Consider the following 17,073-nt stretch of genomic DNA (forward strand, 5'->3'; position numbering starts at 1 on the left):
GCTTAATGTCAATGCCGCGTCTTGCAGCAGCTGCATATATTTAGAGCCGCATTCCTAATCAGAATGCGGCTCTAAGCAACCATTACTTATTTGAGAAAGTGCTTATCAATCACCTCGGAGATGACATGGCTCTTGATCGGCTTGGTGATATAATCCTGCATGCCCGCAGCCAGGCACTGCTCCCGGTCGCCCTTAAGCACATTAGCGGTTACTGCGATAATCAGGGGAACTCTACCGGGCGGAAGGGTCTCATGCAGGATCCTGGAGGCCTCCAGCCCGTTCATTCCCGGCATGTGCATATCCATGAAGATCAGATCGAAGGTCTCATAAGCAACCGCCTGAATGACCTCAAACCCGTTGTTCACGATAACTACGCTATGGCCCATCTTCTCAAGCATTTTCCTAAGGACCAGTTGGTTAATATCATTGTCCTCAGCTACAAGAATCTTCAGTTTCATACGGGAATGCGCCTCGATCAGGTCTGTCTCCCCGAATTCGACTGCTTCCGAACCTCTGTTCACCCGCTGAAAGCTGATTGTAAATACGAATGTGGCGCCTGGCCCCTCTCTCGGCTCAACACGGATCTCCCCGCCAAGCAGCCCAACCAGCTTCTTCGTGATCGCAAGCCCAAGCCCTGTGCCTTCATATTTACGGCTCATAAAGTTATCCAGCTGGTGGAAGGGCTGGAACAAGTACTGAACCTTATCCTGCGGGATTCCGATGCCTGTATCCTGAACTCTGAATTCAAGCAGCGTGTGTTTCTCACAGCTGGAGTACAGGTTGACATCCACGGAGACTCCGCCGTTATATGTGAACTTGATTGAATTCCCCAACAGATTAATTAGAATCTGCTTCAACCTGTCCGGATCTCCTACCAGCTTGTCCGGAACATTGGCAGATATCGAGAGGTTCATTCGCAGCCCCTTCTGATCCGCTCTCGTCCGAAGCATGTCCATAGCTTCCATCATAACGTCCCTGAGTCCGAACTCGGATTGGTGCAGCACGGTCTTCCCGGACTCGATTTTGGCGAAATCCAATATATCATTAATAATGGACAGCAGAGAATCTCCACTCTTGCGGATAATTTCGACATACTCCCGCTGGGTACCATCCAGATGGGTTGTCTCCAGCAGAAGATCCGTCATCCCGATCACCCCGTTCATCGGTGTCCGTATTTCATGACTCATCATAGCCAAAAATTCGCTTTTGGCTTTATTCGTATTCTCAGCCGCTTCTTTGGCGGCGATGAGTCTTGTCTGCTCGGTCATATCCTTCGCAATAATATAGAATCCCACATTCTGGTTGTTAATAATAATAGGAGCAATGGTTGTCAGCACCTCGGTTGCATGACCGTCTCTGTGGGCGATAGTATCAATCTTTCTCTCTACCGTGTTGTCATTCAGCGCATGATGAAGGATATCCTTCAGATTCTTGAGACCGATGAAGCGGGAGAAGCTCGTACCCGATATCTCCTTGATCTTATAACCGGTTAATTGCTCCGCAACCGCATTACAGTTGATGATATTCCCTTCAAGATCAAGCGAGATTACTGCATCGTGATTATACTTCTTCAAGGAGTTATATCGCTCTACGCTCTCCTGCAACTTAAGCTGGTCCTGCTTGCGCTCGGTAATATCCTGAATTGTGCCCATTATGGTCTTGGGAAGCTTGCTATCCTCTGCATAGGTGACAATTCCCCGCAGGTCCAGATACTGGGCCTCCCGGGTTGGCCGGACCAGATTGAGCTCAAATTTGAATTCCCTGTTGCGTATCGCCTCGCCAAAAATCCCCTTAAGACGCTCTCTCTCTCCATCCGGTACCAGATCCAGGACCTCATATACCTTCAGGTGATCCTTCGTCCGTGGGATTCCGCATATCGAGTACACCTGCTCCGAGCAGATGACGGTGTTCCTGTCCACATTCCATTCCCAGCTGCCTATGGAAGCAATGCGCATCGACTGAGCGAGGAACTCTTCTCTGTCCTGCATGTTCTTGCCTACATAGTAGTCTGAGGACACATAGATAATAAAATATGACGGAAGGCCTTCTTCCTCCCTGTTGATTAAGGAGACCACCACCTGAGCCAGAATAACGCTTCCATCTTTACGGATAAGCTTATGCTCAAGGTTAAGCGTTGGCTGCTCTGCATAACACAGGTTGCTGACCTTAGTGTAGCTGCTTGCGTATTCTTCCTGGTAAGTAAGCTCGCTCATGCTTAAGCCAAGCAGCTCTTCCTCTGTATAACCGAGGAGTTGGCAGAGTGCCGGATTCACTTGAAGCCACTTTCCCTCCGCTGAGATAAAAGCAATTCCCATAGGTGACAAAGTATACACTTGTTCATAATTGGGGAATTGGGGAATCAAATCATTATGCATAACGCGCCTCCAGCCAATGAAGTATATAAAATGAGCTTGTGGGGCTCGACATGTTCACTTTGTCTAATTGATATCAGACAGCCCTCGAAATGTCAATTCACATTTTCTGTAAGTGCCGCTGACCGTCTCACTTGAATATTCCTGTAGATAGATGCTACTATAGAAAGGAAAGTAACTCATCATATAATTAGAAACTCAGAGGAGTGTGAAGAGGAATGAGTTGGACCGAAATTTCAACTATAGATGAATGGAATCAAATCCTGGAGCAATCCAGCAGCCGGGGACAATTAGTCCTGAAGCACAGCACCACTTGCCCGGTTAGTGCAAATGCACTCAAGGAATTCAACGAGTTCGTTGAAGCTAATGCCGATGCGGACGTGGATTACTACCTCGTCAAAGTGATCGAGTCACGCCCTGTATCCAATCAGATTGCTGACGACCTGGGCGTTAAGCATGAATCTCCCCAGGTTATATTCGTGAAGGATAAAGCGAAATATTGGACCGCTTCACACTGGTCTGTGACGAATGCCCATATTTCAGCAGTCCTGAATTAATTACAAGCTTGTAACCATCATTACACACTTGAAAGCCATTGACCAGGACTTTATCGTCCAGTCTTTGGCTTTTTTAGGTAACAGAATACAGATTTTCCTAGAGCCTGAATAGATCAGGATGCGGCAGATGTGAAGATCCCGGTCCATGAGCTGGATAAAATAATAAGCCCGGCATCTGAACCAAGCGAGATACCGGGCTACTATATTCTGTTCCTATGTGCTTATCGTGCTTACGCTTACCTTACCGCTTAGGAAGCAGCTTGACATACTCATCAGATAAATTCATCAGCTTTAGTATATACTCATAGTCCTCTTTGTAAGGTGCCAGGTCGCTGACCGGCTGCCTGGTCTTCAGAGACACGGCCGTCCCATCCTCGAACCCTTGCCCTGGGACAAAGACAATCTCGTTATTGAAGAAAGAGCCTGTCGGCAAGTAATACCTCATCCCGACTATATTCTTATCCACGTTCAGCAGATCGTGACCAAAGGCTGTGAAGTTCTCCTCCTTCAAGGATATCCCGAGCAAATTAGCCACCGTTGGCATAATATCGAGCTGACCGCCGACCTGGTCAATCACGATACCCTTATTCTCTCCGGGCAGATGAATGAGCAGCGGAATGTTGAACCTGTTAATTCTGGGATCATACTTAATCCCTAGCTGCTGACTTACAACAGCCGGGTCATTATCCTTAGACTGCAAGCCGAAGTGATCCCCATACAACACAAGCATGGTCTGATCCCACAGTCCCTTTGCCTTCAAGCTGTCAATCAGCGTCCCTACCGCATAGTCAGCATAGTTCACGGCTTGAATATAATCTCCAAGCTGCGTTCCTTTCATGGAGTCCGGTACAGTTATCCGAACACGGTCTTCCGGCACCTTGAAAGGGAAATGACTGGACACGGTAACAAACTGTCCATAGAACGGCCGGCCTGATTGACTAACAGCGGACAGCTTGTCAACACCCAGCCGGTACAGCTCCTCGTCCGACGCCCCGAACTCATTGAAATGGTCATTGTTGTAAGCAGGCTTATCGTAGTAACGATCAAAGCCCAGAGCCGGATACAGCTTGATCCGGTTCCAGAAGCTTGCTTCGTTCACATGAAAGGTGTTCGTCTCGTAATTATACTTGCGCAGCAGACTTGGCAGGCTGGGCAGTATTCTGTCTCCATAACCTGTTGACATCGCGACAGTTCCTGTCGGATATATCGACGTATTGGATATGAACTCGGCATCCGAGGTATTGCCCTGGCCTATTTGCTGAAATACATTCGGGAAGTACATCCCTTCCGCAGCCAGCCTATTCAGCACAGGTGTTACCTCCTGCCCCCCCACCTTCAGATGGATCGGGAAGTTCTGAAAAGCCTCCATCTGTACAATAATTACATTCTTCCCTCTGGCGGCACCGAAGTATTTCGGACTCTCCCCTGTGATCGCCCTTTCTGGGGAATGGTACGGGTAAGTCAATTGCAGCTGGTTAACCCTGGAGATCGTATCCTTGATATTCCCGTTCTGAATCGTCAGGTTCTCTTCCCTCGCCTTCAAGGCCGCCGCAACCTGGTAATCGAGGAAGCCCAGATTCTCTGCCTGCACCAGTTCATTCGTAATGGACTTGCCCAGCTGGATGAATGTTGCCGATCCGGATAGGCTTAGTACCAGAACAAGTGCGACCCCGATCTTCCAGACCGGTCTTCGGCCTGGCACCCGAACTCCTTTTGCCCGGTTCACTACCCACAACAGAGCCAATACAAGAATATCCGCGAAATAGATAAAGTCGATCCAACGGATCGTTGACTGAATACTCGACTGAATCCCGGTAACCTGATGAAGCTCATTAAGCGCGGTATAGGTTGGCACAGAATTAAAATGCGCAAAATATAACGTGGATGAGAATAAGAGCAGGGAGAAGATCAGGTTACACCCCCAGTACACCGGCCCTTTGATCCTAGCGGGTGTGACAAGCTCCAATATAGACAGCAGCACCAGCACAGCAAGCGCATCTGCTGCCAGCCGGGTTATCTCTACACCTGCAAAGAAAAAATATCGTAAAAGCACCAGCTTTAATAAAAGCAGCACAAATACGATAAAAAAAGGCGTTCTATGGTATGCGCCTCTGGATTGTTCCATACTAACTACCTTAACCTCTCTAATTTGGGATGGGATCTAGTATACCACTAAACCAATCATCAGGGCTACTTCCCAGCGCATAGACTTCACCTAATCCACCTGAATCTTATCCCCCCTCTCGGCTGCCGGGTCAATAGCCTTGAACTTAAGGGAACTGTTCAAATGCAGCAAAAAGGCCCCTCCATCCGGCGGACAAGAGAAAGTCCGCTGAGACAGGGGGCCTCAGATATAAATTAAGTTAGTTCTTGCTAAGAACGTCTGTCAGAACAGGAACGATCTGTGATTTACGGGATACTACACCTTTCAGGACAGCCTTGTTGTCATCCAGCTTCACATTGTAAGCTTGTTCAACAGCCGCAGCCTGCTTGCCAAGGGCAATACCGATCGAATCATTGTTCAGAATATCGGTTACCACGAACAGGAACAGATCAAGACCTTTCTGCTCGATCACATTGTTCAGCGCAGCTTCAACTTCAGCCTGACGGGACAGCACATCGTTAGTGTCCACAGCATTAACCTGAGCGATTTCAACCTTGGAGCTGCCCATCTGGAACTCCTTGGAGTCGATGGTGATCAGCTGTTCAATTGTTTTGTCGCTAAGGTCCGCACCTGCTTTGAGCATATCCAGACCATACTTGTCCGCATCCACACCCGCAATTTCAGCAAGTTCACGGGCAGCTGCCACGTCCTGCTCAGTGCAAGTCGGCGATTTGAACAGCAAGGAGTCAGAGATAATGGCAGACAGCATAAGACCTGCGATTTCTTTCTTAATGGTCTTGCCATTCTCCTTGTACAATTTGTTAAGAATAGTGGCCGTACAACCTACCGGCTCTGCACGATAGTACAAAGGACCGCTTGTCTCAAAATTGGCAATACGGTGGTGGTCGATAACTTCAACCACGCGCACCTGATCGATGTCGCTGGCACTTTGCTGACGCTCGTTGTGGTCAACCAGAATCACTTCTTCGGCTTCATTCGCTACTGTCTCTACTTGACGCGGCGCTTCAACCTTGAAGTAATCAAGCGCGTACTGAGTCTCCGAGCTAACAGCTCCAAGACGTACGGCTTCAACATCAAGACCCAGCTGCTTCTTTAGATCAGCGTAAGCAATTGCGGAGCAGATTGTATCTGTATCCGGATTTTTATGACCAAAAATCAAAGTTTTTCCCATTGCAGAAATTCCCCTTTGTCAGTTATTAGGCCACTATTCAGCCTATCTATATAGATTATAGCGATAAATCCGCCTTATTCCAATGCCTTTACCCATATTATCTCCCAATCTGCTTCTCCATGCATAGACTGCTCTCACAATTCGCATATTCTCCATACCTTTCAATGACCATATACTCATGCTTTGTGTAAAAGCTGACCGCCTCCACCTGCGGCTCCCCGGTCTCCAGCCTGATCGTGCGAAAGCCCCTTTTTCCTGCCTCTTCCTCCAAATGTGTGAGTAGCTGCCGGGCGATGCCCTTATTGCGGTGAGCGGGATCTACGAAAAAGCGCTTCAGTTCGGCAAATCCCTCTTCGGGATACGGCAGAAATCCACCGCAGCCCACCGGGGTCCCATCTTCGTAGGCCACGACAAAATACCCCTTCTGAATCGAAGGATCACTGAAATCCACTTTAAAAATTTCTTCTGGGGGATATTTCGTGATCAGGTACTCATCCAGCTTCAGGATTAATGCGGCAAGGTTCTCATCAGGCGGGGATACTTGTCGTACTTGAGTTCCAATTTCCATTGTAGTTGTACGCTCCTCTATGTATTTTTTCAATTGACGATGAAGAATTGCAGCCTCTGGAGCCGGAATATCCACCTGAACAGATTACCACAGTCATAAAGCGTGAGGCTCCCGGTGTGTCAATCACTCTATTTATGTTCAGTATTATACATTGCACTGCTCATTCAAACACCTACTTGACGTCTTCCAATCACCCCACTATAATAAAAAACCAAATACAGGAAGAAGCGAGTATCAAAGACATGATTCGCCTCAAGGACTGCACAGAGAGAGAAGTGATTGGTGGAAGCTTCTCCTGAGACCGGAAGCGAGTTACCCCTTTGTAGCCGTGAAATGGAACCTGCCGATGTGTATGCGGTGGTGGTATATTTCACCGATTGATCCCCGTTAACGGATTCTAATTAAGGATCTGCACATCCATGCAGCTTCGGTGATGCCGCAGCGAATGGAATGATGCAGATTGAATTAGGGTGGAACCACGAGCTGAACGCACTCGTCCCTTTGCTGGGAAGAGATGTGTTTTTTTGCGTTCAAACCTTGTTGTATCCAAAAAAAAGCTGCTGGAGGTATCCACCATGGACATGAAAGAGATTCAAGTATCCCTGCCGGACGGTTCCGTTCGGCTCTACCCGAATGGCATTACTGTGGAACAGATTGCCGCTTCAATCAGCCCGGGCCTTAGAAAGGCAGCCATTGCAGGCAAGGTGAACGGCCAGGCCGTTGATCTATCCAGGCCGATCGATGAGGATTGCGGGATTGAAATTCTAACTCTAGAGAGCCCGGGCGGGATTGAAGTATACCGTCACAGCACGGCTCATCTGATGGCACAGGCGATCCGGCGGATCTATGGTTCCCAAGCGGTGAAGCTGGGAATTGGCCCTGTAATCCAGGACGGATTCTATTACGATATCGACCTTGCGAAGCCGCTGTCTGTTCATGATCTAGAGCAGATTGAGGCCGAAATGGAGGCGATCATCCGGGAGGACCTGCCGATCAAGCGCCGGGTAGTCAGCCGGGAGGAGGCTGTTCGGCTGTTCAGCGAGCTTCAAGAGCCGCTTAAGCTGGAGCTTATTCATGAGCTGCCCGCGGAAGCCGTCATTACGCTGTATGAACAAGGTGAATTTGTGGATTTGTGCCGCGGCCCCCACCTTCCATCCACAGGCCGGATCAAGGCCTTCAAGCTGCAAAATGTAGCCGGAGCTTACTGGCGCGGAGACTCCAGCAATAAGATGCTGCAGCGGATCTACGGCACAGCCTTCCCGAAGAAAAGCCAGCTGGATGAGCATCTTCACCTGCTTGAAGAAGCGCGTAAGCGGGACCACCGCAAGCTAGGCAAGGAACTGGGGCTGTTCATGTTCTCGGAAGAGGCGCCGGGCATGCCCTTCTATCTGCCGAACGGGATGGTCATTCGGACCGAGCTTGAGAATTTCTCACGCGAAGCCCAGCATCAGTATGAATACGATGAGGTCCGCACTCCCTTCATGATGAACAAGGAGCTGTGGGAGCAATCCGGCCACTGGGACCACTACAAAGACAATATGTATTTCAGCAAGGTGGATGAGACTGAGTTCGCCCTGAAACCGATGAACTGCCCCGGCCATATGCTGATCTTCAAGAACAGCCTGCGCTCTTACCGTGAGCTTCCAATCCGGCTGGCAGAGTTCGGTCAGGTTCATCGCCACGAATTCTCCGGAGCACTGAATGGAATGATGAGGGTCCGGACGTTCTGCCAGGATGATGCGCATATCTTCATACGTCCAGACCAGATTGAAGAAGAGATCGGCCGGGTCATTGCACAGATTGGCCATGTCTATCAAGTGTTCGGATTCGAGTACAGGATTGAATTATCCACCCGCCCGGAGGATTCCATGGGATCGGAAGAGCTGTGGAATCAGGCCGAGCAATCCTTAAGGAATGTGCTTGACGGAAGAGGCGTAGACTACCGCCTTAATGAGGGCGACGGAGCTTTTTATGGACCGAAGATTGATTTCCATATCCTCGATGCCTTAGGACGCAGCTGGCAGTGTGGCACCATTCAGCTGGATTTCCAGATGCCTGAGAAATTTGATCTCACTTATATTGGGGAAGACAATCTGAAGCACCGGCCTGTCGTAATCCACCGCGCTGTGTATGGCTCCATCGACCGGTTCATGGGTATTCTGACTGAGCATTACAGCGGTGCTTTCCCGCTGTGGCTGGCACCGGTTCAAGCCCGGATTATCCCAGTCTCCGAGCCCTTTATAGATTATGCCCTTAAGGTAAAAGCTGAGCTTGCGGCAGCCGGCATACGTGCCGAAGTGGATGTACGCAATGAAAAGCTTGGCTATAAGATCCGCGAAGCGGGAGTGAAGAAGGTTCCTTATACGCTCGTTCTTGGAGAGAAGGAGCAGAGCTCCGGGACGGTATCGGTTCGCCAGAGAGCAGCGTGTGCGATTGGCGAGACTCCGCTAGAGTCTTTTGTCCAGCAGATGAGAGATGAAATTGCCTCAAGAAAATAAACATGCAGATCACAAAGAACGGTACCTTCGCCTTCAAGCGATAGTACCGTTCTTCATATATGAACCGAAGTCCCTTAGTAGTGTCAGCCTTGAGCTACCAGCTTAACTTGGATGTTGAACGGATCTCTGGCGAACCAGTCCCCCTGCTTCTGCTGAACTTCAGCCCCGGCATTCTTGAGCCGCTGAACCACGGCCTCGAGCTCGGAGCGGTCAGGAAGAACCAGCTCATAATAATCCAGACCCGCTGCATTCTCCGGAACCGGCGGAGCGCCAACTCCTGCCCATGTGTTAAGACCAATATGATGGTGATATCCCCCGGCGGAAATGAACAAGGCGGCTTGCCCATAAGTGGCAACAATATCAAAGCCTAGAACCTGAGTATAAAATTCTTCGGCCTTCTTCAGGTCAGAGACGTGGAAATGCACGTGACCGATCTGCGTACCGAGCGGCAGCCCTGCCCATTCCAGGCCTTCCGATGCGGCAAGAAGTCCTTCGATATCCACTTGGTCTGTAGACATCACATAGTGGCCTTGTTCATCCCGCTGCCACGTCTCCCGCGGACGATCCGCATAAATCTCGATCCCGTTGTTGTCGGGATCATTAATATAAAGTGCCTCGCTGACCAGGTGATCCCCCTGCCCGACAGATATTTGGTGCTCGATCAGGTTGCGTACAGCCAGCCCAAGTGAAGCCCGATCTGGAAGCAGAATGGCAAAGTGGTACAGCCCTGCCCCCGCTTTTCTCGGCAGCACATCCGCATGATCCAGCTCCCGCAGAACTACAAGAGGATGAACACCGTCCACGGTGAGCTCAGCTGTATTTCCCTTACGGTTAAGCTCTTTCAATCCTACAACTTCCTTATAGAAAGCAACCGACCGCTCAAGATTGCTTACCTTTAACTTGACGATACCAATTCTAGCAGCCGGGTGTATGTGAGTTGTCATCTCTCTCATCCTTTCAGGTCGTGTTCTGATTATTGAGTTGAATTAGTCCGTTTTCTTGCGAACAGCGAATCCAGTGACAACGGCGTTGTCTCTGTGAAGACCAAATGCAGAGCAATCAAGGCAAAGGCGATATCGAGCTCATACCCTGCCATCTGGCCATTACCCAGAAGTCCGGCAGGCAGCTTAGCTGAGAGCACAGCACCGATCATAATGACGATAACAATGGCGGATACATACCTTGTGAACAAGCCTAAAATGAGGGCAATCCCTACAACAAGCTCTGTATAAGCGATGACGTAACCCAGCACACCAGGTAATCCTAGGCTTTGGAACCAGCCCGAAATATTCGGAAGACCTGTCTGGAATTTGTTGATTGCATGAGCTACGAATAGTATGCCCAGAGCAATACGCATAAGAGTGGATACATTTTTGTTCATCATCATAAAAACTTCCCTTCTAAATTTGTTATTTGAATAATTAATTCATATTACTAATAACATAGGCCGAATTTCGTGTTGTTTATTACTAATATGAATAATTATTTTGTATTAACAATTTATCACGAGATTATATTTCATGTCAACCATTTATTTGTTATAATAAATAAAAAATTAGTATTAGTAATAAACAAGGAGGGATAACTATGGATACCATGGACATCGGCTCTAATATCCGGGCCATCCGGAAAAGCAAAAGGCTGTCCATCGGACAAATATGCGAAAAAACAGGATTATCCCAAGGCTTTATGAGCCAGGTGGAGAATAACAAAACCTCCCCTTCCATCGCCACTTTGGACAGTATTGCCGGAGCACTGGATGTTCCGCTTGCCTTCCTGCTGCTTAAGAAGGATGAGCGTATGCATATTATCCGCAAGGAGGAGCGCCGTAAAACCATTTACGGAAAGGGACAGTTCGAGGTTGAGCATCTAAGCGACCGGGGCAATGTGAAAATGATGCTCGTGGAGATGCCGCCTGGCACCTCAACCGAAGAAGCCCACGCGCATGCTGGCGAAGAGATTCATTTCGTCATCCAGGGTACGCTCTATGCCGAGCAAGGCGATGTCTCCGCCACCTTAAATGCGGGCGACGCATTCAGCTGGAAAGCCTGTTTCCCTCATTATGTGAAGAACATTGGGGATGAGCCTGCGATTGTGCTGATATCGGTACATCGGGGTGGTGGCAGTGAAGATTAGGAATTGTAACCACTGATGGCCGCTGCGCTGCCGGATCGCCTTTCGATCGCTGTTATCCCCGGATTCTCTGAATTGAACTAGATGTATGAATCCGGGGATAAGCTGATGCTTCCGAAGCAGCTTTCTTTCAGAAAGCTTTTAGGCGAACGCTATGCTTCTACAGGCGATTCCGGCCGCTCCGCTGGGTGCGTGCATGGGGGTAATCCCAAACTTCTCTGAGGTTTGAGGGTAGCAATAAGAGGGCTGACCTTTCATGGGGTCAGCCCTCTTAGGGTTAGCGCGTCTTGTAGGCCTTCGCTTCTACAGGCGGATTCCGCCTCGAATTAGTACGAGCACCTTGGCTAGTGCTTAGCTTCCGGCTTCCACCGGATTCCACTTCACGATGGGATACCATTGACTAGCTAACCGTAACGGTTGCCACTAACTTTGGCTAACAGTAGGCGATCCGTCATCACGTTCATGACTTTCCCTCAAAGATGGCGCTCATGATAGACGCACATAAATAAAGATTGTCTTACATAGAAGACTGTCTTGCCTCAATATACGAGTGAAATAATCAGGTAAATTGCATATAGAGAAAAAATAGCAGCAAATATTACTTTGTACACAGCTTGAAAAGGTTTGTTGTTTTTCTTCTTAGTTTCGTAAAGAATCAGGTAAGCGATAGATACTACTATAATGAATATCGCTAAAATCGTTGACAATGTAGGTGGCATGGCTTGTTCTCCTTTTAAATGAAGTACCAGCTATTCAATTACATCCACATGGAATAACAACTACATATTAAACCCCTTTAAGAAGTAAAAGTTTGGGGGAATTAATTTTAGTGCCTACATTTTAGTACCTACATATGTTTATGTGCCATACATGGATAAGATGATCATCTAAATCCGCCGCACTACTCTGGCTTCGTATTCAAAGGCTTCAGATTCGCCTCGATCTGTGCTCGCTGGGGTTCAAGGAACGGCGGAAGGGCAAGAGATTCGCCTAAGTGCTCCAAATCCTCATCCGTGGCGAAGCCGGGTCCGTCCGTAGCGAATTCGAACAGTATTCCGTTCGGCTCCCGGAAGTACAGCGAATGGAAATAGAAACGGTCCACATAACCGGAGTTCGGGAATCGGCCTTCGCTGATTTTGGAGATCCAGGCATGAAGCTCCTCATCGTTATCCACCCGGAAGGCCACGTGGTGGACTCCGCCCCGGCCGAGCCGTTCACGGGGAAGGTCGTTCCTCTCCTCAATATGTACCTCCGCGCCGCTTCCACCTTCGCCTGTTTCAAATATGAGAATGTCCGGCTGCCCAGCTGTGAATGCGGGATATTTGCCTTTGGCGCGGAATCCAAGCAGGTCCTGAAGTACGGCGATCGTTGGCTGCGGATCTTGCACCGTCAGCTTAACCGGGCCCAAGCCTACTATCCCGTACGCCTTCGGAACAGGACTCTTCGCCCAAGGGTTCCCCCCTGCTACCCCGCGATTGTTCTCATCGGAGACCAGAATGAAGCGCTGACCCTCCCCATCCCTGAATGCCAGTGCGGAGCGGCCCGCCACTTGAGTAATCTCATCATGCTCAACTCCGAACTGATCCAGCCGCCCTTTCCAGTACACAAGTGCTTCATCACTAGGGACGCGCAGGGACAAAGCCGAGATGCTGCTGACTCCTTCGCGGTTGCGTCCTGCCATGGGAATCTCGAAGAAGGTTAGCTCTGTACCCGGGTTCCCCTCCTCATCTCCGTAGAACAGATGGTATACACGGGTATCGTCCTGATTCACGGTCTTCTTAATCAGACGAAGTCCAAGCACTTCGGTATAAAATTTAAAATTGTCTGCTGCATGAGCTGTTATGGCGGAAACGTGATGTATGCCTTTGAGTTCCATAACTGCACCCCCGGTTGTTATAATTTATGGTGATTAAGTCTATTATACACTAAATATTAGTTATTTACAAAATGTAAGTTACTAGTCATTATACTCACAACCATCTCCATCCTAGTTATCAAGCCAATGGTAATGTAAGTAACGTTGATATGAACTCAACTGGATTACTGCCCGATTGAGCATTCACGGACAATTGCTTTAATCCGGCCTTAATCCGGCCTTGATCCAGCCTTACTCTTTCACTCCATCCAGCAATCACTATGCTTAACTCTTAACTGGACTAACTAGCGTATATGTTTTATCTGGGTAATCAGCCTGTCGACAGTCTTCCTCAGCCGGCTTCGTCTGTCAGGGATAAGCTCGATATGCAGCTTCGCGGCGATTAACTCTGCGGTCTGCGAAATAGTAAGGTGATCGGTGTACACATGCTCTGCGAAGGCATCACCCGCAAGCTCTCGAACGCACCTGTCCATCTGTTGGGCCGCCCAGGAACGAGAGCCCTCGAATCGGCTTCGCAATCTCCTCTTAAGTGTGTCCTTCGTTAAAGTTAGTGTGAAATGACGCAGGTTCAGGCCATCACCCCTTAGCCTCCCAACGATCTCATCCCAATACCCGACATCTGTGATGGTCATCGGAACAATAATCGTTCCCTCATATCTGGATGTAATGTAGGTCAGCATTTCATAGTTAAATGTCCGCCACAAGAGGTGCTCTTGAAAGTCACTCCGGGCCGCCTCCATAGGAATATTATCCCGAATATAATATCCTGTATTCTCCGGATCGAATACGAACGAATCGGGAATCCGCCGGTGCAGCTCATAAGCCGTCTGGGTCTTCCCGGCGCCAAATGCCCCGTTTAACCAAATTATCACAATGTTCACTCCTTCTGCTGCATACCCGCCTCTAAATAAAAAAACAACTCAAAAGACTGAGTTGTTGGCACGATAGTCATTTCTTTATAACCTTCTTCTTCGGCAGCACCTTGTTCTCATACCGAATCATTTTCCGGAACATTCGTTGGTCCTTAAGCGCATTGAAAATATACTTATCCGGCCGGGTATTGACCTCGATGATCCAGGGCTTCAGATCTGTATCCAGTCCTATGTCTATCCCGTAAGCCCGAAATCTTGGGAAAATTCCGCTAAGATGGCTGCTTACCCGTATGCCAAGCCGATGCAGACGATGGATATATCTGCGAATCTCCGCTTGGGACATGAGCGGGGCAAGCAGCTCTTCCACCGGTTTTGGCTGACCTCCGTTATGATAGTTTGTTACGACTTTGTTCGGCTGGGCCACCCGCCCAACGATCCCCGTAACTTCCCACTTGCTCTGTGGATTCCGCTGGACCATCACGCGCAGATCGAACGGTCTGCCATGATGGCGAAGCAGCGGGATTCCTTGCTGGACCAGGTAGAGCCTGCGCCCTCTGCTCTTCTCGAATGCCTCATAAGCATGGTCGAACGACTTGAACCTACGGCTCTGCGTCCCGTTCTGCAGCAGGTAACCGTCAAGTGTACGCGACAGCTTGTATATCCCGTACCCACCAGTCCCATGACTGGGCTTGAGGTAGACCGCCCGGTGCCGCTCCAACATTTCCCGTACACGCTTGCGGTCTGCCGGAGCCGTCTGGGGCAGATGTCTGGCCAGTTCCTTCTCCTTACTCATCGCCTGGTGCTTGCCAAGCTTATTATTAAGGTACACCCCGGATCACCTCACTATCTAACATCATTACTTTAGGATGAACTAAAGAAATGTACGTCAGGACATATACTTAGATATATGCGGGAGCTTCTGCCGGGGTTTGGATACTGCGGCTTTGTCGTGCAAAAAATTTTCCGGATAGCCTCTATAATTCAACCTTCAGAATCCCGCTCGCCTCCACGGCTTGAACCGCATGCCTGAGCATCTCCTCATCCTGGACCAGGGCCAGCCGGACATGACCTTCTCCTGATGGGCCAAATGCGCTGCCCGGGGTAACGATAACCCCTGCTTTGCTCACCATGTCCATCGCGAAATTCTCGGATGTCTCATAATGTGCAGGAATTCTTGTCCAGATGAACATAGTGGCCGCCGGTTTCTCCATATTCCAGCCGATACGTGTGAACCCCTCGCAGAGAATATCTCTTCGCCTTTCATAAGCCTTAGCCGTCTTCTCTACACTGCCCTGGTCACCCGTTATTGCAGCAATGGCCGCTTGCTGAATGGGAATGAACATCCCGTAGTCCATGTTGGACTTCAAGGTCTTGAGACGGGCTACAACCTCTGCATTCCCCAGGCAAAAGCCGATTCTTGCACCCGCCAATCCATACGTTTTGGATAACGAATTAAATTCCACGCCAACCTCCATCGCTCCCGGAAAAGCAAGAAAGCTTCCGCAAGTTCTGCCATCGAACACCAGCTCGCTGTAAGCATTGTCATGCAAGACGATTATGTCATATTTTTTGGCGAACCGGATCAGGTCTGTGTAGAAGCTGTCCGGCGCCAATGCCGCAGTAGGATTATTGGGGTAGGATACGATCATAAACTTGGCTCTGGCTGCGATATCCTCCGGTATATCCTGAAGCTGGATTAGATAATCATTCTTTTTTCTCTGCGGCATGAAATAGAGCTCTGCGCCGGCCAGCCGCGGCCCATCAGCGAATACGGGGTAGCAAGGATCGGGAACCAGCACCAGATCGCCCTCATCTATAATAGATAATGAGATATGGGCAAGCCCTTCTTGCGAACCTAACAAGGAGCAAATCTCCGTCTTCGGGTCGAGCTCTACTCCGTACCTGGTAAGGTACCAGCTGCCCGCCGCTTCTAACAGAGCGCTTTGATCATTGACTGCGTAAATATAATTGCTCTCATCGGCCGCCGCTGTGCACAGCGCATCAATAATATGGGGGGCGGGAGGAATATTGGGCGTCCCCACACTTAAGTCAATAACTGGCTGCCCCTGCTCCAGTCTCTTTCTCTTGATCTCCAGCAATTTGGTGAAGATGCCCTCCCCAAAATGGTTCATTCTTGTAGCAAACTTCATGATCGCTGCTCTCCTACTTTCTTATAAGCTTATATATAAATTATAGCTGTTCATCCATATAACCGCTCCTATTCCTGATAATCAGTCTCGGCCAGAATTGTCCTAGGTCCTCCTTTAATGAAGAAGATCTTCAATCATGGGATAGATATCCATGGGCTCTAACGTAGATTCAAATCTCCCTGCCACCTGGCCCCCGCGGCCGATCAGGAACTTGGAGAAGTTCCACTTTACCCCGTTACCGGCATGGATCTGCGGATGGTTTTCCCTAAGGAATTCGTCCATCCACTTCCCTTCCTTTGTCCGGGTATCGAAGCCTTGGAATGGGGCTCTTTGGGTTAAGAATTCAAATAAAGGATGGGCGGACGGCCCTCTAACCTCTGTCTTCTCAAATAGCGGGAAGGTTATCCCGTGGTGTGACACACAGGCTTCTGCAATCTCGGAGCTGCTCCCGGGCTCTTTCCCGTTGAACTGGTTGCATGGAAAACCGAGAATTTCAAGTCCTTGTCCCTGCCTGCGTTCGTACAGCTTCTGCAGGTCAGCGAATTGCCGGGAATAGCTGCACTGGCTGGCGGTGTTAACGATAAGAAGCACCTTTCCCCTATACTTGGACAGGGAGACCACTTCTCCCTGAATAGAGGTGGCCTGAAAATCGTAAATAGACATCTCCCCATCCCCCCTGGATATGGTAATTAATTTAGTCCATCATACCTCTCCTTCTCTTATTGTTCTAATATATAGTTCTAATAGCTTT

Annotated in this window: 14 protein-coding genes; 3 read left to right on the top strand and 11 right to left on the bottom strand. The window is 49.2% G+C overall.

The window, feature by feature from the left end:
• Positions 1-86: 86 nt before the first annotated feature.
• A complete protein-coding gene (locus LDO05_RS15540) occupies positions 87-2,375 on the bottom strand; it encodes a PAS domain S-box protein (protein WP_251376257.1) in 2,289 nt (762 codons plus the stop codon).
• Positions 2,376-2,590: 215 nt separating this feature from the next.
• Here LDO05_RS15540 and ytxJ point away from each other — a divergent pair, with 215 nt between their 5' ends.
• The gene (gene ytxJ / locus LDO05_RS15545; protein ID WP_251376258.1) at positions 2,591-2,929 is read left to right on the top strand and encodes a bacillithiol system redox-active protein YtxJ; all 339 of its coding nucleotides are present in this window, start codon (positions 2,591-2,593) and stop codon (positions 2,927-2,929) included.
• Between the two features lie 241 nt (positions 2,930-3,170).
• On the opposite strand, the gene LDO05_RS15550 is transcribed toward ytxJ, so the two are convergent.
• The 3 genes from LDO05_RS15550 to LDO05_RS15560 form a co-directional block, all read right to left on the bottom strand.
• Positions 3,171-5,054 carry an LTA synthase family protein gene (locus LDO05_RS15550; RefSeq protein ID WP_251376259.1) on the bottom strand — a complete coding sequence of 628 codons (1,884 nt, stop codon included), beginning with the start codon at positions 5,052-5,054 and terminating at the stop codon, positions 3,171-3,173.
• Between the two features lie 238 nt (positions 5,055-5,292).
• Positions 5,293-6,225, bottom strand: coding sequence for a manganese-dependent inorganic pyrophosphatase (locus tag LDO05_RS15555; RefSeq protein WP_251376260.1), 933 nt, complete (start codon positions 6,223-6,225; stop codon positions 5,293-5,295).
• Positions 6,226-6,322: 97 nt separating this feature from the next.
• Positions 6,323-6,793, bottom strand: coding sequence for a GNAT family N-acetyltransferase (locus LDO05_RS15560; RefSeq protein WP_251376261.1), 471 nt, complete (start codon positions 6,791-6,793; stop codon positions 6,323-6,325).
• Positions 6,794-7,368: 575 nt separating this feature from the next.
• On the opposite strand from LDO05_RS15560, the gene thrS reads away from it, so the two are divergent.
• A complete protein-coding gene (gene thrS, locus LDO05_RS15565; RefSeq protein ID WP_251376262.1) occupies positions 7,369-9,291 on the top strand; it encodes a threonine--tRNA ligase in 1,923 nt (640 codons plus the stop codon).
• Positions 9,292-9,374: 83 nt separating this feature from the next.
• Here the strand turns inward: thrS and LDO05_RS15570 are convergent, their stop codons facing one another.
• Positions 9,375-10,235, bottom strand: coding sequence for a VOC family protein (locus tag LDO05_RS15570; protein WP_251376263.1), 861 nt, complete (start codon positions 10,233-10,235; stop codon positions 9,375-9,377).
• Between the two features lie 29 nt (positions 10,236-10,264).
• Entirely contained in the window at positions 10,265-10,672 is a 408-nt protein-coding gene (locus LDO05_RS15575) for a DoxX family protein (RefSeq protein WP_251378757.1), read from the bottom strand.
• A gap of 215 nt (positions 10,673-10,887) precedes the next feature.
• Here LDO05_RS15575 and LDO05_RS15580 point away from each other — a divergent pair, with 215 nt between their 5' ends.
• Positions 10,888-11,427 (top strand): helix-turn-helix domain-containing protein, encoded by a 540-nt coding sequence (locus tag LDO05_RS15580; protein WP_251378758.1) that lies wholly within the window; start codon positions 10,888-10,890, stop codon positions 11,425-11,427.
• Between the two features lie 898 nt (positions 11,428-12,325).
• Here LDO05_RS15580 and LDO05_RS15585 read toward each other — a convergent pair.
• From LDO05_RS15585 to LDO05_RS15605, 5 genes are all read right to left on the bottom strand, one after another.
• Entirely contained in the window at positions 12,326-13,300 is a 975-nt protein-coding gene (locus LDO05_RS15585) for a ring-cleaving dioxygenase (RefSeq protein WP_251376264.1), read from the bottom strand.
• 284 nt (positions 13,301-13,584) lie between these two features.
• Positions 13,585-14,172, bottom strand: coding sequence for an AAA family ATPase (locus LDO05_RS15590; protein WP_251376265.1), 588 nt, complete (start codon positions 14,170-14,172; stop codon positions 13,585-13,587).
• Positions 14,173-14,248: 76 nt separating this feature from the next.
• Complete coding sequence (locus LDO05_RS15595) at positions 14,249-15,001, bottom strand: YheC/YheD family protein (RefSeq protein ID WP_251376266.1); 753 nt, start codon at positions 14,999-15,001, stop codon at positions 14,249-14,251.
• Positions 15,002-15,146: 145 nt separating this feature from the next.
• Complete coding sequence (locus LDO05_RS15600) at positions 15,147-16,322, bottom strand: aminotransferase class I/II-fold pyridoxal phosphate-dependent enzyme (protein WP_251376267.1); 1,176 nt, start codon at positions 16,320-16,322, stop codon at positions 15,147-15,149.
• 114 nt (positions 16,323-16,436) lie between these two features.
• Positions 16,437-16,985, bottom strand: a complete 549-nt coding sequence (locus LDO05_RS15605; RefSeq protein ID WP_251376268.1) for a glutathione peroxidase — start codon at positions 16,983-16,985, stop codon at positions 16,437-16,439.
• Between the last annotated feature and the right edge of the window lie 88 nt (positions 16,986-17,073).

Source organism: Paenibacillus sp. YPG26, assembly GCF_023704175.1.
Lineage (GTDB): Bacteria > Bacillota > Bacilli > Paenibacillales > Paenibacillaceae > Fontibacillus.